The sequence below is a fragment of the Larsenimonas rhizosphaerae genome (assembly GCF_023700005.1).
GTDB lineage: Bacteria > Pseudomonadota > Gammaproteobacteria > Pseudomonadales > Halomonadaceae > Larsenimonas > Larsenimonas rhizosphaerae.
In genome coordinates, this window is sequence record NZ_JAMLJK010000001.1 from 1034392 (window position 1) to 1054958 (window position 20567).

18 protein-coding genes and 3 tRNA genes are annotated in these 20567 nt (G+C 58.0%); 12 read left to right on the forward strand and 9 right to left on the reverse strand.

Features of this window, described 5'->3' with window-relative positions; genetic code table 11:
• Positions 1–162: 162 nt before the first annotated feature.
• The 3 genes from NAT21_RS04645 to NAT21_RS04655 all read right to left on the reverse strand — a co-directional run bounded on the left by NAT21_RS04645 (position 163) and on the right by NAT21_RS04655 (position 547).
• Positions 163–249: transfer RNA gene (locus NAT21_RS04645), tRNA-Leu, on the reverse strand.
• A 55-nt stretch (positions 250–304) separates the two neighbouring features.
• Positions 305–391 (reverse strand) — tRNA-Leu (locus tag NAT21_RS04650).
• 69 nt (positions 392–460) lie between these two features.
• A tRNA-Leu gene (locus tag NAT21_RS04655) sits at positions 461–547 on the reverse strand.
• Between the two features lie 177 nt (positions 548–724).
• Between NAT21_RS04655 and rnr the strand changes: the two genes are divergently transcribed.
• The 12 genes from rnr to hemH all read left to right on the forward strand — a co-directional run bounded on the left by rnr (position 725) and on the right by hemH (position 14604).
• Positions 725–3193 carry a ribonuclease R gene (gene rnr / locus NAT21_RS04660; RefSeq protein ID WP_250936080.1) on the forward strand — a complete coding sequence of 823 codons (2469 nt, stop codon included), beginning with the start codon at positions 725–727 and terminating at the stop codon, positions 3191–3193.
• Complete coding sequence (gene rlmB / locus NAT21_RS04665) at positions 3190–3999, forward strand: 23S rRNA (guanosine(2251)-2'-O)-methyltransferase RlmB (RefSeq protein ID WP_434084388.1); 810 nt, start codon at positions 3190–3192, stop codon at positions 3997–3999. The genes rnr and rlmB overlap by 4 nt, the downstream gene beginning before the upstream one ends.
• Before the next feature lie 144 nt (positions 4000–4143).
• On the forward strand, positions 4144–4572 hold the full coding sequence (gene rpsF / locus NAT21_RS04670; RefSeq protein WP_250936081.1) for a 30S ribosomal protein S6: 429 nt from the start codon (positions 4144–4146) through the stop codon (positions 4570–4572).
• Between the two features lie 29 nt (positions 4573–4601).
• Positions 4602–4829, forward strand: coding sequence for a 30S ribosomal protein S18 (gene rpsR / locus NAT21_RS04675; protein WP_250936082.1), 228 nt, complete (start codon positions 4602–4604; stop codon positions 4827–4829).
• Positions 4830–4841: 12 nt separating this feature from the next.
• Complete coding sequence (locus NAT21_RS04680) at positions 4842–5693, forward strand: hypothetical protein (RefSeq protein ID WP_250936083.1); 852 nt, start codon at positions 4842–4844, stop codon at positions 5691–5693.
• Between the two features lie 13 nt (positions 5694–5706).
• The gene (rplI, locus tag NAT21_RS04685; protein ID WP_250936085.1) at positions 5707–6153 is read left to right on the forward strand and encodes a 50S ribosomal protein L9; all 447 of its coding nucleotides are present in this window, start codon (positions 5707–5709) and stop codon (positions 6151–6153) included.
• A gap of 134 nt (positions 6154–6287) precedes the next feature.
• Positions 6288–7673, forward strand: coding sequence for a replicative DNA helicase (gene dnaB, locus NAT21_RS04690; protein WP_250936087.1), 1386 nt, complete (start codon positions 6288–6290; stop codon positions 7671–7673).
• 72 nt (positions 7674–7745) lie between these two features.
• Positions 7746–8039 carry a hypothetical protein gene (locus NAT21_RS04695; protein WP_250936089.1) on the forward strand — a complete coding sequence of 98 codons (294 nt, stop codon included), beginning with the start codon at positions 7746–7748 and terminating at the stop codon, positions 8037–8039.
• 124 nt (positions 8040–8163) lie between these two features.
• Entirely contained in the window at positions 8164–12090 is a 3927-nt protein-coding gene (locus tag NAT21_RS04700) for an amino acid adenylation domain-containing protein (protein ID WP_250936091.1), read from the forward strand.
• 11 nt (positions 12091–12101) lie between these two features.
• Positions 12102–13022: a hypothetical protein gene (locus tag NAT21_RS04705; protein ID WP_250936093.1), complete on the forward strand. Its 921-nt coding sequence runs from the start codon at positions 12102–12104 to the stop codon at positions 13020–13022.
• Between the two features lie 112 nt (positions 13023–13134).
• The gene (locus tag NAT21_RS04710) at positions 13135–13437 is read left to right on the forward strand and encodes a DUF6482 family protein (protein ID WP_250936095.1); all 303 of its coding nucleotides are present in this window, start codon (positions 13135–13137) and stop codon (positions 13435–13437) included.
• Positions 13438–13614: 177 nt separating this feature from the next.
• Positions 13615–14604, forward strand: a complete 990-nt coding sequence (gene hemH / locus NAT21_RS04715) for a ferrochelatase (protein WP_250936097.1) — start codon at positions 13615–13617, stop codon at positions 14602–14604.
• 48 nt (positions 14605–14652) lie between these two features.
• Here the strand turns inward: hemH and NAT21_RS04720 are convergent, their stop codons facing one another.
• Genes NAT21_RS04720 through NAT21_RS04745 form a run of 6 tightly spaced genes read right to left on the reverse strand, consistent with a single transcriptional unit; the run spans position 14653 to position 20465 of the window.
• Positions 14653–15018, reverse strand: coding sequence for a Na+/H+ antiporter subunit G (locus NAT21_RS04720; protein ID WP_250936098.1), 366 nt, complete (start codon positions 15016–15018; stop codon positions 14653–14655).
• 9 nt (positions 15019–15027) lie between these two features.
• A complete protein-coding gene (locus NAT21_RS04725; protein WP_250936099.1) occupies positions 15028–15297 on the reverse strand; it encodes a K+/H+ antiporter subunit F in 270 nt (89 codons plus the stop codon).
• Positions 15291–15788 carry a Na+/H+ antiporter subunit E gene (locus tag NAT21_RS04730; RefSeq protein ID WP_250936100.1) on the reverse strand — a complete coding sequence of 166 codons (498 nt, stop codon included), beginning with the start codon at positions 15786–15788 and terminating at the stop codon, positions 15291–15293. The genes NAT21_RS04725 and NAT21_RS04730 overlap by 7 nt, the downstream gene beginning before the upstream one ends.
• Positions 15785–17326, reverse strand: coding sequence for a monovalent cation/H+ antiporter subunit D (locus tag NAT21_RS04735; protein ID WP_250936101.1), 1542 nt, complete (start codon positions 17324–17326; stop codon positions 15785–15787). Before NAT21_RS04735 ends, NAT21_RS04730 begins: the two co-directional genes overlap by 4 nt.
• On the reverse strand, positions 17326–17673 hold the full coding sequence (locus tag NAT21_RS04740; protein WP_250936102.1) for a Na+/H+ antiporter subunit C: 348 nt from the start codon (positions 17671–17673) through the stop codon (positions 17326–17328). Before NAT21_RS04740 ends, NAT21_RS04735 begins: the two co-directional genes overlap by 1 nt.
• Positions 17673–20465, reverse strand: coding sequence for a monovalent cation/H+ antiporter subunit A (locus NAT21_RS04745; protein WP_250936103.1), 2793 nt, complete (start codon positions 20463–20465; stop codon positions 17673–17675). The genes NAT21_RS04740 and NAT21_RS04745 overlap by 1 nt, the downstream gene beginning before the upstream one ends.
• Between the last annotated feature and the right edge of the window lie 102 nt (positions 20466–20567).

Here is a 20567-nt window from a genome sequence, read left to right on the forward strand (position 1 = left end):
TGCTCGTGGAGGCATGATACAGATAAGATTACGTTGGTTTGTAAAGAGGTGTCTGCTGGGGCAGGAATACTGCTTTGAAAACAGGGATTACAGTGAGACTGTTGATTCAGAAAAGTCAGAAAAGATTGTTCAGAAGAAATTCTGGGGGGGGGAGTCTTTAAATGGTGCCCGGAAGAGGACTTGAACCTCCACGACCATGCGGTCACTAGCACCTGAAGCTAGCGCGTCTACCAATTCCGCCATCCGGGCCTTTCCAGCTATCTGCTCTACACGAGCCTTGCTTACTATCCAGAATTCTTGCAAATGGTGCCCGGGAGAGGACTTGAACCTCCACGACCATGCGGTCACTAGCACCTGAAGCTAGCGCGTCTACCAATTCCGCCACCCGGGCCTTGCGCATTTTCGAACGCATCAAAAATGAATTCCGTGATGTCTCTTTACATGCAATGCAATATAAAGATGGTGCCCGGAAGAGGACTTGAACCTCCACGACCATGCGGTCACTAGCACCTGAAGCTAGCGCGTCTACCAATTCCGCCATCCGGGCAATTGCGGCGTATCATACGGATTTTTTTGCATCACGCAAGCCCCTTTTGGTCTCTTGAATATAAATGGTGCTTGGGTCGGCTGTTCAGGGCGGCTATACTGGCGGTATGTCAAATATCACATCCTCTTTTCGCCGCGTTCTCTGCTCCGTTTTATCTTTCCAACAAGGAAACCATTAATGACACACTGGACGTTATCCGACGATCCGCACGCAGAACGCGAAGCACAAAATTATGATAAACCGGTTCCCAGCCGGGAATACCTTTTGCAGCGCGTGACGCAGCATGAAAAACCCATCTCGGCCGACAGCATGAGCGATATGCTGGGGCTGGACGATGAAGATCAGCGTGAAGCCGTGCGCCGCCGTCTGATTGCAATGGACAGGGATGGTCAGCTCAAGAAGCAGCGTGACAATTCCTTCACGGCCATTCCGCCGGAAGAAATCGTTGAGGGCCGCATCATCGGTCATCGGGACGGTATTGGCTTTCTGGTTCGTGATGACGGTGAAAAACCGGATCTGGTCATCCCACCGCGCCAGATGCAGCGTGTATTCCATGGCGACCTGGTTCGTGCTCGCATCAGCGGTCGCGATCGTCGCGGGCGTGCCGAAGCCACCATCATGGCCGTATTGACTCACAATACCCAGACGCTGGTAGGTGTCTATCGTGTGCGTGGGGCAGACCTGGGCGTGCTGGTGCCGGAAAACTCCCGTATCAGTCAGGACATCATCATCCCGGCCGGTGCCGAAAACGGCGCAAGGGATGGCCAGATTGTCGAGGTTCGCCTGACCCAACATCCTGCCGTACGGGTCAAGCCCGAAGGCGAGGTGATCGAGGTCATGGGCGAACGTATGGACCCGGGGCTTGAGATCGATATCTCCATTCGCGAGCATGACCTTCCGGCTGTCTTCCCGCCGGAAGTGCATGAGCAGATTGCCGGCCTGACCGATCAGGTACTCGACAGTGACAAGGCCAATCGTGTCGATCTGCGTGACTGGCCTCTTGTCACCATCGACGGCGAAGATGCCAAGGATTTTGATGATGCGGTCTATGCCTGGAAGACCAAATCCGGCGGACTGAAACTGGTCGTCGCCATTGCTGACGTCTCCCACTATGTCCCTGTCGGGTCGGCGCTGGATCAGGAAGCCTATCAGCGTGGCAACTCCGTGTATTTCCCGGGACAGGTCATCCCGATGCTGCCGGAAGTGCTGTCCAATGGGCTATGCTCGCTCAACCCGAATGTCGACCGGTTGTGCATGGTCTGTGAGATGAATATCTCGAAACAGGGTGAGATCAGCCGCTACAAGTTCTACGAGGGCGTAATGCGCTCCCATGCCCGTCTGACCTATACCCAGGTCAGCGCGATGCTGGAGGCGCCGGACAGCGAGGACGGGAAGGCCCTTCGCAAGACTCATGCATCGCTGGTCAAGCCGCTTGAACAACTGCATGAGCTTTATAAAACGCTCCGTGAGGCCCGCAGTCAGCGAGGCGCCATCGATTTTGAAACGACGGAAACCCAGATCGTTTTCAATGATGACCGCAAGATTGACCGCATCGTGCCGCGCGAGCGTAACGAGGCGCACAAGCTGATCGAGGAGTGCATGCTGGCCGCCAACGTGGCAACGGCCCGGTTCCTTGACAAGCACAAGCTGTCTGCTCTTTACCGCGTTCACAGCAGTCCGAAAACCGAGCGTCTGCAGACATTCCGTACCTTCCTGGGCGAGCTTGGTCTCACGCTTGAAGGCGGCGAAAAACCGACGCCCGGCGATTTTCAGCAGTTACGGCAACTGATACAGGATCGTCCGGATGAAGACATCATCCAGACCATCATGTTACGTACCATGAATCAGGCCACCTACACCCCGCACAACGAAGGGCACTTTGGTCTGGCCTACAAGGCCTATGCTCACTTCACCTCACCGATTCGTCGCTATCCGGATCTGCTGGTACACCGCGGGATTCGCGGTGTGATTCGCAGTGGCCAGGAAAGCAGTCACGTCGAGCGGGTTGAAGGGACGCCTGTTCAGCCGCTGGAAACCTGGTGTCCGTACGATTTCGAGCAGATGGTCGAACTGGGTGAGCACTGCTCCATGACCGAGCGCCGCGCAGATGAGGCAACTCGTGACGTACAGGACTGGCTCAAGTGCGAGTTCATGTCAGACAAGGTGGGAGATGTCTTCAATGGCACTATCGCCTCCGTGACCCAGTTTGGTCTGTTTGTTCGACTGGATGAGCACTTTGTTGAAGGGCTTGTGCATATTTCGTCACTGCCTTCCGACTACTACAACTACGAAGAAGCCCGTTATCAATTGAAGGGCGAGCGCAGTGGCCTGACGTATCGTCTGGGTGATGGCGTGGTTGTGCGTGTGGCGCGTGTGGACCTTGATGAGCGCAAGCTGGATTTCGAGCTGGCCGTGGCCGAGCCGACCTCCAGGCGCCGTAGCCGCAAGAAGTCCAGAGAGGCTGTTGCGGAGGCACCGGTGTCTGCTGCTGACAAGAAGGCCGATACCGGCAAGAAGCGAAAGTCCCGCCCCGGCAAGAAGGAGCGTGAGCGTCGCAAGAAACAACAGAGTGGCAAGAGTGAAGCCGGTGCTTCTTCTGTTGCCTCCGAGCGAAAGCGCAGTAAAAAGGATGCTCCCCGGTCGTGAAGCAGAAGCCATCCAAACCCTATAAGGGCAAGAAACCATCCCGCAGCACCGGGCACCAGCCTGAAGGGCTGGACCCTGTGTTCGGACTTCATGCCGTTCAGGCACTTCTGGCAAACCAGCTTCCTGAAAAGGTATGGCTGCAGGAAGGTGAGGCAGAGCGTCGCCTTGCCGGTCTGGTTGACACGCTCCAGGAGCGGGGTGTGCCGATCGAGTTTCAGCCGCGTCAGGAGCTGGACCGGTTGGCCGGCGGGGCTTCTCATCAGGGCGTAGTGGCCTTTTGTCCGCCACTGGCCTCCGAGGGCGAATCCCGTCTTTACTGGGAAGTAGAGCAGGCCGGTAACCAGGGGCTCTGGCTGGTACTTGATGGCGTTACCGATCCCCATAACCTGGGCGCCTGTCTGCGAAGTGCCGATGCTGCCGGTGTACGTGGTGTTATTCTGCCGCGCGACAAGTCGGCACCACTGAACGGCGTGGTGCGCAAGGTGGCCTGCGGCGCCGCTGAGGTCATGCCGGTCTATCAGGTGGTCAACCTTTCCAGAACCCTGGCTAAAATGAAATCACTGGGCGTCTGGATCATCGGTACTTCCGGTGATGCCGATAAGAGCATCTTTGATGCGGACTTCAATGCGCAGGTGGCATTGGTCATGGGCTCGGAAGGGCGCGGCATGCGCCGGTTGACCAGAGAGGCCTGCGACCACCTGGTCAAGCTGCCGATGCTGGGCAGCGTCTCCAGTCTGAATGTCTCGGTGGCGACCGGCATCTGCCTGTTTGAAGCCGTGCGCCAGCAGGGCATCTCCGTTTCCTGACTTGCAAGCGCCGGGCAGTGTCTTTACACTTGTCCGGCTTTGCAAAGCCAGAGTCCCTCTTTTTTGCAGGCCTTCCGTTAACTCCTTGCTTTTCACGGCCACACGAAGGGCCGCCAAAAAGCTGTCAAACCGAAAGGAGACATCATGCGTCATTACGAAATCGTGTTTATGGTCCATCCGGATCAGAGCGAGCAGGTCCCCGCCATGATCGAGCGCTACACCAGCCTCGTGACCGAAAATGGTGGCACCGTGCATCGCCTCGAGGACTGGGGCCGTCGGCACCTGGCCTATCCGATCAACAAGATCCACAAGGCGCACTATGTTCTGATGAACATCGAGTGCACCAATGAGACGCTTGCCGAGATCGAGAATATCTTCCGTTTCAACGATGCGATCATCCGCAACATGGTCGTTCGCTGCAAGGAAGCCGTGACTGAAGCGTCCCCGATGATGAAGTCTGCTGACGACAAGGGTGCACGTCGTCGTGACGACCGTCCGCGTGACAACGCTGACTCCGATTCCGACGCCGACGCCGATCAGTCCGAAGAAAAGACTGAAACCGCCGCCAACTGATCGATTCATCACCTCTGGAGATTCATGACATGGCACGTTTTTTCCGTCGCCGCAAGTTCTGCCGCTTTACTGCCGAAGGCATAAAGTACATTGATTATAAAGACCTCGACACACTGAAGTCCTACATCACCGAAACAGGCAAGATCGTTCCGAGCCGCATCACTGGTACGCGTGCGCGTTATCAGCGTCAGCTGGCTACTGCGATCAAGCGCTCTCGTTATCTGGCGCTGTTGCCGTACACCGATCGTCACCTGTAAGTTTCGTTTCCAATGGTTTCATTTGCACGCTGGGTCATGCGGGGGCCGCTTAACGCGACACTCGTAGCCTTTGCAGCCGGGCTGATGCCTTGGTTGTTCTGGCTTGGTGCGGCCATTTGCGCACTGGTGACCCTGCGTCGAGGGCTGGTAGCGGCATTGCCGGTATTGATCGGCGCTGCGCTGCCGCTGGGCTGGTGGTGGACGCAGGGGGACGCGGTTCCGCTGTCGACCCTGCTTCTGACTACCCTGATGGCGGTGATCCTGCGCTCGCGTTCGGCCTGGGGAGATACCCTGATCAGTGCCAGTGTCGTTACCGGGGTGCTGATCAAACTGGGGGTCTTTGTTCCTCCCAACGCTGCAGCGATCATGACCGAGCTTCGCCATAACTCGGCCGAGCTTGGCAACATGCTGGATCATTATGCTCGTCAGGGTGTCTCTGTCGAGCAGCTGTCGGGCATGGTCATGGGGTCAGTCATCGGCATGGTCGTGATGCTTGCCTCCATTGCCTGTCTTGCGCTGGCCCGTGGCTGGCAGGCCGGGCTTTACAACCCGGGCGGGCTTCGTGAGGAATTCCACGGGTTCAGACTGAGCCCTGCACAGCTCGGGCTATTGCTGGCTGTCAGCGTGGTCGGCTTTTTGATCGGCTTTCCGGCGCTGGTGCTGGTGACATGGATTCCGCTGCTGATTGCCGGTATTGCCCTCATGCACGGCATCATTGGATTGAAAGGGATGAGTGGGCTATGGCTGGTGGGGTTTTATGCCCTGTTACTGACCGCCTGGCCCGCTATTGTGATTGTGATACTGCTGGCCCTGGCCGATAGTGTGCTTAATATCAGAAGCCGCCTGGCCCGCAGTCAACATTAAAGAGGTCTACGAGATGGAAGTTATTCTGCTCGACAAGCTGGGCAAGCTCGGCGGACTGGGTGACAAGGTCACCGTCAAAGCCGGCTATGGCCGCAACTACCTGGTTCCTTATGGCCTGGCCGTACCGGCAACCAGCGATAACGTCACCATGTTCGAAGCGCGTCGTGCCGAACTCGAGCGCGAAGCGTCCGAGCGTCAGTCCACCGCTGAAGCACGTGCCGAACAGCTGTCTGAAATCGAACTGTCCCTGGTCGCCAAGGCTGGCGAAGAAGGCAAGCTGTTCGGTTCAATCGGCCCGCGTGACCTAGCTGAAGCACTGGTTCAATCCGGTATCGACGTCGCCAAGAGCGAAGTTCGCATGCCTGAAGGTCCGCTGCGTCAGACTGGCGAATATGACATTGATCTTCAGCTTCACTCTGAAGTCACTGCCAGCATTCGTGTGGTTGTGGTTGCTGAATAAGCAGCCTGCAGCATGAAAGGGGCACGGCGTTTACGCCGTGCCTTTTTTTATGTCCGGCAGGCGGGCGTCCCCGCGGGGCGCTCCGCATTTGATATGCTGCCCTCTGGTTTTTCCTTCCGTGATAGACAATGGCCATGAACGATACCGCAATGACTGATCAGGAAACCTCCGGCATCAAGGTGCCCCCCAATTCGCTTGAAGCCGAACAGTCCGTACTGGGCGGGTTAATGCTGGATAACAGTGCCTGGGATACGGTTTCCGAATTGCTGATTGCCGATGACTTCTATCGTTTCGAGCATCGCTTTATCTTCAATGCAATGACGCGACTGGCCGAGGAAAGTCGGCCTCTGGACGCAATCACCCTGTCCGAATCGCTTGAATCCCATGATCAGCTGAGCAAGGTAGGTGGCCTGTCCTATCTGGCCGAGCTGGCACGTAATACGCCGTCGGCCAGCAATATCAGAGCCTATGCCGATATCGTTCGCGAGCGTGCAACGCTTCGCAAGCTGATTCAATCTGCCAACCAGATCGCAGAAGGAGCGTTCAATCCGCAGGGCAAGACCGCCGATGAACTGGTGAATGAAGCCGAGCGGCTGGTGTTCCAGATCGCCGAATCCCGGCCCAAGTTCGGTGGGCCGATCGGCATGAGCCAGCTGCTGACCCGTGCGGTGGACCGGATAGATGAGCTGTTCAGCCTCAAGGGGACGATGACGGGCATTTCAACCGGGTTTCGCGATCTGGACGAGATGACCTCCGGTCTGCAGCCCTCGGATCTGGTGATCGTGGCCGGGCGGCCTTCCATGGGTAAAACCACCTTTGCCATGAACCTGGTCGAGCATGCGGTTGTCAGCGGTGACAAGGCCGTCGCTGTCTTCTCCATGGAAATGCCGGCGGATCAGCTGATGCTGCGCATGGTGTCATCGCTGGGTCGTATCGATCAGACCCGCGTGCGGACTGGACAGCTTGAAGACGAAGACTGGCCCAGGCTGACTTCGGCGGTCAATCTGCTGAAGGACAAGCAGTTGTATGTTGATGACACGCCTGCGCTGTCACCCAACGAGATGCGGGCCAGGGTGAGGCGGCTGGCCCGTGAAGCCGACGGCATCGGTCTGATCATGATCGATTACCTGCAGTTGATGCAGGTGCCAGGGTTGTCTGAAAACCGGACGGCCGAAATTTCTGAAATTTCCCGCTCGCTCAAGGGGCTGGCCAAGGAGTTTCAGTGCCCTGTGGTGGCACTGTCACAGCTTAACCGCTCTCTGGAGCAGCGCCCCAACAAGCGGCCGGTCATGTCGGATCTGCGTGAGTCCGGCGCGATCGAGCAGGATGCCGATGTCATTGCCTTTGTCTACCGTGATGAGGTTTACAACAAGGACAATCCGGACAACAAGGGGCTTGCCGAGCTGATTATCGGCAAGCAGCGTAATGGCCCGATCGGGACGGTGCATATGGCCTTTATAGGCAAGTATACCCGGTTCGAGGATCTGGCCCCCGGCAGTTATGGTGACTTTGCGGAATAGGCTGGCACCTCTGCCTTTAGACAATCCGCCGGGCTGATATAATGCGCGGCCTGGCACAGATGAGGAGACAACATGGCTGGTTTTAGAGGGCGCGGTCCGCGCCAACCCAAACCTGAGGCCCGAGGTACGCTTGAGCACCTGGAGCGTGAGGGCCCCTTCAAGGAATGGCTCGGCATGCCCGACCTTTACCGTTACACCCTGACGGTCAACGGTGAAACCTACAGCCATCAGGTGGAGGATACCGAGCTTGCGGTCAAGGAAGGAGATTACGTTGTCTTCCGTTACAAGGAGACCAAGGCCGGACGCTGGATCGAGCGGCGTTCGCTCGGGGTCGCCATCGACCCGGCAACGTTTAATCGAGAATGATGAAAATACACAGGGCGCTGCATTGGCAGCGCTTTTTTTTGGTCTGAATATCACTCGGTACTTGTATTGCACATGATAACGATTATCATTTTGTTTTCTGATGATTATCGAATGGAGTCGTGTGATGTCCTCGTCGTTTTCCTGTCCCTTGAGTAGTGCCCAGGCCGGCATCTGGTACGCTCAACAAATGAGCGGGTCGCTCACGACATATACGACCGCCCAATGTGTACGCCTGACCGGTCATGTGGACGTGGCACGATTGAGGGACAGCATCTGTCGGATGATCAGCGAGGCTCCCTCATTGACAGCGCGCGTTGAACTGACCCGGGAAGGGCTTCGTCAGTCGTGGGTACCTGATCATGTCCCCTGTGTCGAGAGGGTGGATTTACAACAGGAGATTGATCCGGCAGCAGCGGCCCAACGCTGGAAGGATGCGGTACTGGCGCGGGGCATTGATCCGACTACTGGCGTGTTGTATCGCTTCGCGCTGCTTGAAGTCTCGGCGGAACGTGTGGACTGGTTCATGGCCATCCATCATCTGGCGGCCGATGCCTATGCGTATAGCTTGCTGCAGCGTCGTGCCTGCGAGTTGTATTGTGCAGCATTGTCCGGCCAGCCTTCCCCGGAGGCATGGTTTGCGCCAGTGACTTCCATGGTAGATGAGGAGATGGTCTATCAGGACAGTACTGCGTTCACGGTAGACCGGGCATACTGGACTGAACGATTCAGCGATGATCCTGACCCCGTCAGCCTGACCGATAGCACCGCCATGGCCGCTGCGCGCTCCCTTCGGCGTGAAATCCGGCTGGATAGTGCCGTGATCGACGTACTGACCCGGTGGTCGCACGAACGCAGGCTGCATCCGGCAGAGGCCTTCGTGGCTGCCGTCGGGGCATATGTCAGTCGCTTTACCCGCTTGCGGGACATTACGCTCGGGTTTCCCATGATGGGCCGAATGCAGGGGGCTTCACTTCGAGTGCCCACCACCCAGGTCAATGTGCTGCCGCTGCGGCTGCCTCTCGGCCCCGAGCATACACCAACCCAGTGGGCAGAGCGTGCCCGTGGTGAGCTGTCCGGGCTGCGTCGCCATCAGCGATACCGCCATGAAGCCCTGCAGCGAGACCTTGAGCGCCGACCGGGCGCGCGCTCCCTGTTTGGCCCTCAGGTCAATGTCATGCCATTTTCATCTCCCGATTGGCCGGACTGCGACGCCAGTATTGATCATCTCGTCGCGGGACCTGAGCACGATATTTCCTTTTATCTGCACTGGGATGGAATAGCCGGGCAGGCCAAACTGGCCGTTGAAGCCAACCCGAATCGCTATACCACGGTTACCCTGAGGCGCCATCTGAAGCGACTTCTGGCCTGGGTTGATACCTTCTGTTGCCACCCGGAGACGCCGTTATTCACGCTGCCACTGTTGCTTTCCGAGGAGCGTGCCGAGCTTTCGCGCTGGAATACGACCGAACACCCTGTCGAGACGACGGATCTGGCCACGTTATTCGAGCGTCAGGCACGACTCACGCCGGAAAGTATTGCGCTGGTGGATGATGCCGGGGCATGTGATTATCGAATGCTCAATGAGCAGGCCAATCAGCTGGCACACTGGCTGACGGCATCCGGGGTGCAGCCCGGTGATATTGTCGGTATCGCGGTACCTCGCTCGATATACCTTGAGGTAGCGCTGCTGGCGACCCAGAAGCTGGGGGCGGCGTTCATGCCATTATCAAGTGATTACCCGGTGGCGCGCCTTGCCTATATGATCGAACAGGCCCGGCCATCGTTGATCATCAGTGTTACATCCGAGCGGAGTCTGTTACCGGATACGGACGTTACTGTCATCATGCTCGACAGTGATGAGGGGCAGGAGACGCTGACCCGAATGCAGCTCGACAATCCGGATGCCTCCGTGCGAGAGCCAACAGCGCTTTCCTATGTGCTGTTTACCTCCGGCTCTACCGGCAAGCCCAAGGGGGTGATGATAGAGCACCAGGCGATCGTGAATCGGCTGCTGTGGATGCAGGCCACCTATCCGCTGGATGCTACCGACCGGGTACTTCAGAAGACGCCTGCCGGATTTGATGTGTCGGTCTGGGAATTCTTCTGGCCCTTGCTGGCCGGTGCCACGCTGGTCATGGCACGTCCGGGAGGGCACAAGGACCCCTGGTATCTGGCCGAGACGATTCAGTCCCGGAAAATTACTACCCTGCACTTTGTACCTTCCATGCTGCAGGCTTTTCTTGACCAGGCACCGGTCGCTGATTGCACGACATTGCGTCGCGTCTTCTGTAGTGGCGAGGCGCTGATGACATCAAGTCAGGTGCAGCTGCACGAGGCGCTGCCACAGGTTGAGCTTCACAATCTTTATGGACCAACAGAAGCGGCCATCGACGTTTCCAGCTGGCAGTGTGACCGTGATGATCAGCGCGCCAGCCTGCCGATCGGCCGCCCCATCTGGAACACTACACTGCATGTTCTTGATGAACAGCGTGCTCAGGTACCGATTGGTGCGACGGGTGAGCTTTATATCGGCGGCATGAATCTGGCACGCGGATACCTGTACCGGGAGGATCTCACGCTGGCCCGTTTTATCACGCATCCTCTGGGCGGCGAGGGAGGGCGTCTCTATGCCACAGGCGATCTGGCACGCTGGAATGATGAAGGTGCCATAGAATATCTCGGCCGGCTCGACGGACAGGTCAAGTTGCGCGGGCAGCGTATCGAACTTGATGAGATCAGTGCGGCATTGAACAGGGTCGAGGGCGTCCAGCAGTCCGCGGTGACGGTGGTAACCAGTCATGGTGATCCGGTACTGGTAGGATATGTCGTGCCGGAACCTCACGCCGACCTTGCCTTGCAGTCACTTCGAGGCAGCCTGGCGCTGGAGTTGCCGAGTTATATGGTGCCTCAGCATTTCTGCATTCTGACAGCGCTGCCGCTGACGGATAATGGCAAGCTGGACCGTCGAGCACTGCCCATGCCAACGTTTTCCGGGGCGGAGCATTACCGGGCACCTCGCACTGAAGAGGAAAGGCTTCTTTGCGAGCTGTTCGCGGAGGTTCTGGATTGCGAGAAGGTCGGCATTGATGACAATTTCTTTGATCTTGGGGGGCACTCCCTGACGGCCGTCAGCCTGTCGGGCCTGATGCGAGAACGCATGGGGCGTGATATATCCATTGCCACGCTGTTTGAAGCACCGACGGTGGCCGGGCTGTGTACCCTGTCGGCCGCCTCGGAGCAGGATGGTCTCTCGGTCGTGCTGACGCTCAGTAACAAGCCCACCGGTACCCCGCTGTTTCTATGTCATCCTGCCGGCGGGCTGGGATGGTGCTATACCGCGCTGGCAAGGTCACTGACGACGTTCGGGCCGATACATGCCCTTCAGGCGCGTGGTCTTGCCGATGCCTCGGAAGTACTGCCCGCCACGATGGAAAGCATGGCCCGGGATTATATGGCCGAATTGAAATACCATCAGCCCGAAGGGCCCTATTACCTGGCTGGATGGTCGGTTGGCGGCATGCTGGCACATACTCTGGCCTGTCAGTTGCAGGCCGATGGGGAGGACGTGCATATGCTGGCCATGCTGGATGCCTATCCAGGCGATCAGTGGCGCCACCTTGCTCCCCCCGGTGAGCAGGATGCCCTGACCGCGCTACTGCGCATTGCTGGCATGCCTTTGCCGGAAGCCGGGGTCGGGCGTAATGAGGTAATTGCCATGCTGCGCCAGGAAGGGCATGCCCTGGGCAGTCTGTCGGCGCGGGTACTGGATGCCATGGTGGATGTGGTAATCAACAATAGCCGGCTGGTGCGTGACTCCACCCACCATGTCTTCGAGGGAGATGTATTGTTTTTCACTGCGGCAGCACCTCGGGATGAAGCCTGGCTTGACCGCCGGGGCTGGCAGCCCTACGTCACGGGTGAACTGGTGAACCTTTCCCTGCCGTGTGATCATCCGGGCATGATCAGCGATCCCGTTTCCAGACGTATTGCGCGCGAAATGGAGCGCTGGAAGGCCCGGCGTGGGGCCGACGTTGAACTGGCGCACACTTGAGCAGAGGCAGCATGACGGTACTGACGCTGGAAAGCGCCGTGGCACGGGGCTTTGCCCGGACTCCTCTGGTCGGGGCAGGAGAGGTGCACTGGTGCCCCGAAGTCATGGCTCGGTTGTTTTCATTGATCGCCTCACCGGTAATCCAGGCCTGTACTCGAACGCTGGTCATCGAGTTTGGCAGTCAGCGCCACCAGGCCATGCTTGATGATTACATTGCCGGTGGAGAGCTGGATGCCACGCGTCTGAGCCTGGTATCCGAAGACACTCTTCACGGCATGCTGTGGTCGCCACTGGTATACCAGCAGTTTCTGGCGCATGTGCGTGATGTAAACCTGACACTGTCTCCCGGAGCGCGCTGGCGTGTTCTTGCGGCCGAGGCGCCCTTTGACTGGTCATCGGCTACTGAAGCAACCTGGCAGTCGGCCATGGCGCGGCGTGATGCTCACTATGCTGATACGGTACGCCGTCACGTCATGGCGCAGGGCGAGACAGCGTTGTTGATTTTCGGAGCCATGCACTTGCAGAAGGGGCCGCCTGGCATCGGTGACTCGGCGTCGCTGGGCCACTGGCTGGCCGATGAGTTGACAGCCATATGGCCTGCCATGGATTCCGAGGCCTTTTCGGTAGATCAATGGTTTACGTCTGATCATGATCAGGTGCTGGACCTTGCCGGGAATAAGGAGGTTGGCGGTCTGCCATGGTACCGGTTCAGTCGCCGCTCAGAGGGCGAGTCCATGCTGTCGGCACATGTTGATATGCTTTGGTATCCGGGGCCGGTGTCTCGCCGGGTAGCGGTTCCTGTCGAGCGGTTATCGGATGCCGGCTGGCTGGCACGTACCAGAGCTCGCCTGGCGCGCCGAAGCCCGGCACGTCAGGCGCAATTGAACGCGTTGCTGACTCGTGAAATGCATGAGCAACTGCGGTGCGAATGAGTGGGTAAAGGGGTATAAATCGGTGCCTGTTCAAGGCATTGCCTGTCACTAAACTGTCTTAGGCTGATGACACACTCTATAGGTGTCACCCTTCATTGTCAGGAGCATTTCCATGGAACTACATCAGTTCAGGCAGGCCGTTCGATATCATGACAACCCCGAGGTTCGCGTCGTGCGCCACATGGCCGGTCAGCTGTACCAGGTAGAGCTGCAGCAGGCTCAGGGCGAAAGCAGTCTGTTGAAGAACCGCGGCAAGCCGCAACTCTTCCGCTCGCTGGACGCGGTATACAATGTGCTTCGCCATGTCGGCGTTCATCGTGCCTATCTGGTGCAGACCGTGCCGCATGATGAAGTCGTTGGTCGTCAGGCCATGTATTCCAGTCCGCTGTCCTCGCACATCCCCCTCGTCTTCTAGGTGGCCTGATCACGGGACCGGCTCTCGTGACAGGCCCTGTTTTATCCCTGCACTCCCATGGTTTATTCTCACAGGCGTATGTCATTTTCGGGCCAATCCACTGGATAGGCGTTTTTGATGAGCCGCCACCCGCGCCTGTTGATAGAATATGATTATCAAGAATCTGGGAGTGATTGAATGAGTAACAGCGCACCGTTTGGCGTGTTAATGGTTAATCTGGGGACCCCTGAAGCCCCTACACCAGAAGCTGTACGCAAGTACCTGGGGGAGTTTCTGTGGGATCCACGGGTGATCGACGTCTCACGCCCCGTCTGGTGGGCCATTCTCAATGGTTTTATCCTGCGTACTCGCCCCAGGAAGGTGGCTGAAGCCTATGCCTCGATCTGGACGGATGAAGGCTCGCCGCTCATGTCATACAGCCGCAAGCAGCAGCGCGCACTGGCGGCCCGGCTTGAAGCGTCCATGGGGCAGCCCATTCCGGTAGAGCTGGCGATGACATACGGCAGCCCAAGCATGGAAGAAGCCGGGCTCAAGCTCCGCAAGAGCGGAGTCGGCCGTATTCTGGTATTACCCATGTACCCACAGTTTTCACGCTCGACCACCGCCGCGGTCTTTGACCGGCTGGCGGATGCATTGAAACCCTGCCCGCACCTGCCGGAACTTCGGATGATCCGCGATTTTCACGATCACCCTCTGTATATCAAGGCGCTGGCAAATACCGTGCGCGAGCACTGGCAGGCACTTGGCAAGCAGGGGCATCTGATGCTGTCCTATCATGGCATTCCGAAGCGCTACGCGACCCAGGGTGACCCGTACCCGACGCATTGCGAAAGAACCAGCGAGCTGGTGGCCGAGGAGCTGGGTCTATCGAGTACGCAGTGGAGTCATACCTATCAGTCCCGCTTCGGGCGCGAAGAGTGGCTGAAGCCCTATACCGATGTCACGCTCAAGGCCTGGGGCAAGGAGGGGCGCGAGCATGTCGATGTAATGTGTCCTGCATTCTCGGCAGACTGCCTTGAGACCCTTGAAGAAATCAGTGAGGAAAACAGGGAGTACTTCAAGGAGTCCGGTGGGGGAGAGTATCACTACATTCCGGCACTGAACGATCGTGATGATCATATCGATCTGCTGGAATCACTGGTCAACCAGCATACCCAGGGGTGGTAGTCTGCCCTGATGCAGTTCAGCGCCAGGCGCTGAACTGCTTACATCACGTCAGTTTCTGGCGATGTCATCCTCATCATCAAGCTCATACGGCTGACCCTTGGTTTCCGGGGCGCTGGGCAGTTTATGATGCAAACCGCTCATGGTCAGCAGGTGGGCGCTGACCGGTGTGGTAATAAACAAAAACAGCGTAATCAACATGTCCTGCAGGCTTGGATGGCCGTTTTTCAACCAGAAAAAGCTCATCGATGCGAGCAATACACAGCCAACGCCCAGCGTAGTGCTTTTGGTTGGCCCATGCAGGCGCATGTAAAAATCCCTGAACCGCACCATGCCCATTGCGCCGATCACGGCGAAGATGCCACCGGCAATCATCAGGGCTGATACGGCCACTTCCAGTGCAAACCGAAGATCCATTCTGCCCTCCTATTCGATGATGTCGCCGCGAAGCAGATATTTGCAGACGGCCACGGTGCTGATGAAGCCCAGCATGGCAATAAGCAGGGCCGCCTCGAAGTACAGAGTGGTATTGAGCCACATGCCGAACAGAATGATCGCGCCAATGGCATTGACGTACATCGTATCCAGCGCGGCCAGCCTGTCCGGAATACTCGGCCCGATGATCAGGCGATAGAAATTCAGGGCAATGGCCAGCATGAACAAGAGGGCACTGATGGCAATGGCGTTGGTCAGCATCCAAAGATCTCCTTGAGCGGCTTCTCGTAACGCTCATGAATTTCCGTGATCAGCGCTTCGGTGTCGTCAACATCCAGCGCGTGAATCAGTACCGTGCCTTCATGAGGGCGAAGGTGAGCCGAAATCGTGCCGGGTGTCAGTGAAATTGTGCTGGTCAGAACAGTGATGGCGAAGTTGTCCGTGATCGACAGCGGGTATACCACGAAGGCCGGTTTGGGTTTGTGTCGAAAGGACAGCACCAGCCGGGACACTTCATAATTGGCAATGATGATATCCAGCAGCAAAGTCAGGATGTACTTGACCAGCAGGAAAGGGCGTTTGATATCCGGCTGTTTGTCCCAGAAAGAGGCCGTCAGCCGTGGCAGGGCTATCCCGAGGACGATCCCCATCAAGATATTGCCCAGGCTGATGGAGTTCTGAAGCATCAGCCATACCATGATCAGCAGCAGGGTCAGGTACGGGGTAGGCACTAATCTGGTGGATGGAATCACGGTGAGACCTCCCCGGCAGGTGTCGGCATGGCCTGATTGATGGGCGTCGGTGTCAGGATAGCGTCCAGATAACGAGACGGATTGCCAAGCTGCTGTGCTGTTGACTGCGTATAATGCGTCAGGGGGCCGGCAAGGATGGATAGCAGCGGTGCCGCACCGATCAGCGCCAGCGTTGCCAGGCCACGGCGCTTGCCCATGAGCGGGCCACTGGGCTCGCCTTCATGCGAGCGCCAGAAAAAGGTCGAGCCCGCCCGTGAGGCAGCAACAATCGTACATAACCCGCCAATCAGCAGAATCGGCCATAGCCAGAGGCGATCAGACCCTTCAGCACTTTGAAGAATCAGGGCCTTGCCGATGGCACCGGAGAAGGGCGGCAGCCCGGCAACGCCGGCCATGCCGACAAGGAACAGGCCACCCAGCAGTGAAGACTGCCTAAGAGGTCGGCTTTTGACGATGCGGGCGCCGGCCTTGCCGCGCTGATCATCAATGATATCAGCCAGCAGAAACAGTCCACCGGTCACCAGTGTCGTCTGAATCATGTAATACAGCAGGGCCGCCATGCTGTCATTTCCTGGCAGGCTGACGGCAGTCAGCAGCGTGCCGACCGACACCAGAATCAGGTAGCTGACCAGAGTGCGCATGTCCCGAGCCGACAGGCAACCTATGGCTGCCAGGGCCAGGGTGGCGAGCCCGCCCCACCAGAGCCACGGCGCGGCCATGTCTGCCAGTGATGCTGAGCGGTCACCGAACAGCAGCGAAAAGACGCGGATGATGGCATAAATGCCCACCTTGGTCATGATGGCGAAGAGGGCTGCCACGGCGGCCGGTGCGGCAGCGTAGGCCCGTGGCAGCCAGAAATACAGGGGCAGCATGGCTGACTTCAGTGTAAACACGGTCAGCAACAGCAGTCCTGCCGACTTGACCAGACCGGTCCGGTCGGTACCAAGGCCTGCAATGCGAGATGCCATATCTGCCATGTTCAGGGTGCCCAGCGTGCCGTACAACACACCCAGTGCGATCAGAAACAGCGATGAGCCGGCCAGATTCAATGCCACATAATGGAGGCCTGACTGAGTGCGTGCCTTGCCGCCACCATGCATTAACAGGGCATAGGAAGCGATCAGCAGTACCTCGAAAAACACGAAAAGATTGAACAGGTCGCCGGTCATGAAGGCGCCATTGATACCCATCAGCTGCAGTTGAAACAGGCCGTGAAAGTTGGAACCTTCCTCGTCCTGACCGGCACAGGCATAAATACAGCAAAACAACGCCAGTACGGAGGTCAGAAGCACCATCATGGCGGACAGGCGATCCAGAACCATGATAATGCCGAACGGCGGTTGCCAGCCCCCCAGGGCGTAATAGCGGATGGTGCCATCGCTGGCCATGTAGACAAGCAGTGCGGCGACAACGACAAGCAGTGCCGTGGCACCCACGCTCATGGAGCGCTTGTAACGCGTGCCGACTTCGCGCCGAATCAGGGTGGCCAGACCCGCCACCAGCGGCAGTACGATGGGAAGGACAAGAAGATGATCCATTACTTGCGCTCCTCCCGGGGTTCATCCGTGCGCTGTCCGTCTACGCTGTCACTGCCCAGATCACCCCGAGTACGCATGGCCAGAATCACCACGAACGCCGTCATGGCAAAGCCGATCACGATGGCAGTAAGTACCAGTGCCTGGGGCAGCGGGTCGGCATAGGGCTGGCCGCTGTCCACGATGGTGGTATGGCCGGTGGTGATGCCGCCCATCGAGAAGAGGAACAGGTTGACGGCATATGACAGTAGCGTCAGGCCCACCACCACCGGAAAGGTCCTGCCGCGAAGGGTCAGGTAAATGCCACAGGCAGTCAGAATGCCGGTCACCGTCGCATAAAGGGCTTCCATTACTGTTTCTCCTTCGACGGGCGGTGAGGGGTCGTCACCTTGCCCAGGTTGGCAAGGATCATCAGCGTCGAGCCGACGACGGTCAGGTAAACGCCCAGATCAAACATCATGGCCGTGGCCAGTTCGATATCGCCGATCAGGGGGATGTCAAAATGACCGAAGCTCGAGGTCAGAAACGGCTTGTTGAAGACCCAGCTGCCAAGACCTGTCAGTGCGGCAATGGCCACGCCGGTGACAGCAATGGGCTGGTAATTGAACGACATGCGCCGCTGGGTCCATTCCACGCCACGAGACATGTACACCAGAATGATGACCACGGCGGCCACCAGTCCGGCAATGAACCCGCCGCCTGGCAGGTTATGCCCCCGCAGGAAGATGAAGACCGAGACCAGCAGCGCCAGTGGCAGCAGGGTCTGGGAGACAGATGACAGAATGACGGGATAGCGGTCCGGTGACCAGGGTCGACCTTCCATGTCGCTTGATGGCATGAACAGGCGAAGCCGGTTCAGCAGCTTGTAGATGGCGATACCGGCAATACCCAGTACGGTGATTTCGCCGAGAGTATCGAAGCCACGGAAATCCACCAGAATGACGTTGACGATATTATGGCCGCCGCCGCCGGGAACACTGTTCTCGATGAAGTAGGTCGAGATGCTTTGCAGAGGGCGTGTCAGTACGGCGTAGTTGAGGCTGGCAATTACCCCGCCAAAGATCATCGACAACAGAATGTCCCGAGACACGCGCCGTCCACTGGACTCCTTGGGCGTCTTCTGCGGCAGGAAGAACAGTGCGAGCATCAACAGAATGATCGTGACTACTTCCACGGCCAACTGTGTCAGAGCGAGGTCAGGGGCCGAGAAGCGTGCAAAGGTCAGGGAAACAAACATGCCCACGACCGAGAGAAACAGCAGTGACAACAGGCGCCGACGATGCAGCATGACCGTACCGAGACCGGCCAGACACAGAATGCCTGCTCCGGTGACGACGACCGGGTCAAGCGGCTGCAGTGATTTCAGGCCCGCCATGGAAGGCACGTCCATCAGGCCAAAGGCAGCCACTATCACCGCGCTCAGCAGCAGCAGGAACATGTACCGCTGCAGCGAGCCGTTTTCAAACCGATCCAGCCCCCACTGCGCGGAACGCACGACACGCTGTACCGAAAATTCGAAGGACTGGCGGGCGTTGACGGCGCGAAATTGCCGGTGAAACCGGTAAATGTGATTGCGCAGCAGATACACCAGCACCCCGGCGCTCAGCGCAATGGCGCTCATCATCAGCGGCAGGTTGAAGCCATGCCAGAGGGCAAGGTGTATCTCCGGCGCCTGACCAGGTACCACGGCGGCAGTAGCTGCCCGCAGGATGGGCTCGACCATGATGCCGGGCAGAATGCCCACCATGATGCACAGCAGGATCAGGATTTCGATCGGCAGGCGCATATAGCGAGGAGGCTCGTGTGGGGTCTTGGGCAGATCCCGTGGCTCGCCATTGAAAAATACATCGTGTATGAAACGCAGCGAATAGGCTACCGAGAGCACACTGCCCAGTGTGGCCAGTGCCGGAATCATCCATGACAGCCCGCCCAGCATCTGTGCCTCAAGACTCTGGGCCAGAAACATCTCCTTGGACAGGAAGCCGTTAAGCAGGGGGACGCCGGCCATGGAAGCGGAAGCGACGGCGGCCAGTACGGTCGTGTAGGGCATGTATCGCCACAGGCCATTGAGCTTTCGTATGTCCCGGGTGCCGCATTCGTGATCGACAATACCAGCTGCCATGAACAGTGAAGCCTTGAACGTGGCGTGGTTGATGATGTGAAACACACCCGCCACGGCAGCCAGCTTGGAGTTGAAGCCAAACAGCAGGGTAATCAGGCCAAGGTGGCTGATGGTCGAAAATGCCAGCACCCCTTTAAGATCCTGTTTGATCAGCGCAAAGAAGGCTCCGTAAAGCAAGGTGGCCAGCCCGGTCAGAGTGACGATATAGAACCATTCATCCGTGCCGGACAAAACAGGATACATGCGCGCCAGCAGGAAAACGCCAGCCTTGACCATGGTGGCGGAATGCAGATAGGCCGATACCGGTGTCGGGGCTGCCATCGCATGCGGCAGCCAGAACTGGAACGGAAACTGGGCTGACTTGGTAAAGGCTCCAAGCAAAAACAGCAGCAGAATCGGCTGATAAAGGCTGCTTTGCTGAATCAGTTCGCGATGTTCAAGCACGGTGGTCAGGCTGTAGGAGCCAACCACATGACCCATCAGCAAAATACCTGCCAGCAGGCACAGCCCCCCCGCTCCGGTGACGGTCAGCGCCATGCGTGCCCCCTTGCGGGCTTCCGAAAGATGCGACCAGTAACCAATCAGCAGGAACGATGACAGGCTGGTCAGCTCCCAGAAAAACCACATCAGCAGCAGGTTGTCGGCCGTGACGATCCCGAGCATGGCGGTCATGAACAGCATGAGATAAGCGTAAAAGCGGCTCATCGAGTCCTTTTCGGACAGATAGTATCTGGCGTAAAGGATGATCAGCAGGCCGATACCCAGCACCAGATAGACAAACAGCAGGGATAACCCATCAAGTCTGAACGCGATATCCAGGCCCAGCGCAGGCACCCAGTCAAGACTCACCTGCGGCAGCTGACCGCCAAATACTGCCGGCGTGTACCAGGCCGCAATGCCCAGGGCAATGGCGGGAAGGATCGCTGTCAGCCAGGCGCACGTGGTCCGTCCGCTGCGAGCGCTCGCAATGGGTACGAGACTGCCGACAAGGGGCAGCAGCACAATCAATAGCAGGGTCATGAAGACATGCTCTTTTCAGTAGCGGACTGAATATGGTTGACGTCGCCTGGTGTCAATGCAGGGCAGGAGACGTGCCCGTGGGCCATGATCATTGTCATGGCA

Coding starts and splice junctions, on each gene's coding strand:
- NAT21_RS04710 (WP_250936095.1), top strand. CDS start 13,135: ATGGAACTACATCAGTTCAGGCAGGCCGTTCGATATCATGACAACCCC.
- NAT21_RS04695 (WP_250936089.1), top strand. CDS start 7,746: ATGGCTGGTTTTAGAGGGCGCGGTCCGCGCCAACCCAAACCTGAGGCC.
- dnaB (WP_250936087.1), top strand. CDS start 6,288: ATGAACGATACCGCAATGACTGATCAGGAAACCTCCGGCATCAAGGTG.
- hemH (WP_250936097.1), top strand. CDS start 13,615: ATGAGTAACAGCGCACCGTTTGGCGTGTTAATGGTTAATCTGGGGACC.
- NAT21_RS04740 (WP_250936102.1), bottom strand. CDS start 17,673: ATGGAAGCCCTTTATGCGACGGTGACCGGCATTCTGACTGCCTGTGGC.
- NAT21_RS04720 (WP_250936098.1), bottom strand. CDS start 15,018: ATGGATCTTCGGTTTGCACTGGAAGTGGCCGTATCAGCCCTGATGATT.
- NAT21_RS04700 (WP_250936091.1), top strand. CDS start 8,164: ATGTCCTCGTCGTTTTCCTGTCCCTTGAGTAGTGCCCAGGCCGGCATC.
- rplI (WP_250936085.1), top strand. CDS start 5,707: ATGGAAGTTATTCTGCTCGACAAGCTGGGCAAGCTCGGCGGACTGGGT.
- rpsR (WP_250936082.1), top strand. CDS start 4,602: ATGGCACGTTTTTTCCGTCGCCGCAAGTTCTGCCGCTTTACTGCCGAA.
- rpsF (WP_250936081.1), top strand. CDS start 4,144: ATGCGTCATTACGAAATCGTGTTTATGGTCCATCCGGATCAGAGCGAG.
- rnr (WP_250936080.1), top strand. CDS start 725: ATGACACACTGGACGTTATCCGACGATCCGCACGCAGAACGCGAAGCA.
- NAT21_RS04725 (WP_250936099.1), bottom strand. CDS start 15,297: ATGCTGACCAACGCCATTGCCATCAGTGCCCTCTTGTTCATGCTGGCC.
- NAT21_RS04745 (WP_250936103.1), bottom strand. CDS start 20,465: ATGACCCTGCTATTGATTGTGCTGCTGCCCCTTGTCGGCAGTCTCGTA.
- NAT21_RS04680 (WP_250936083.1), top strand. CDS start 4,842: ATGGTTTCATTTGCACGCTGGGTCATGCGGGGGCCGCTTAACGCGACA.
- NAT21_RS04735 (WP_250936101.1), bottom strand. CDS start 17,326: ATGGATCATCTTCTTGTCCTTCCCATCGTACTGCCGCTGGTGGCGGGT.
- NAT21_RS04705 (WP_250936093.1), top strand. CDS start 12,102: ATGACGGTACTGACGCTGGAAAGCGCCGTGGCACGGGGCTTTGCCCGG.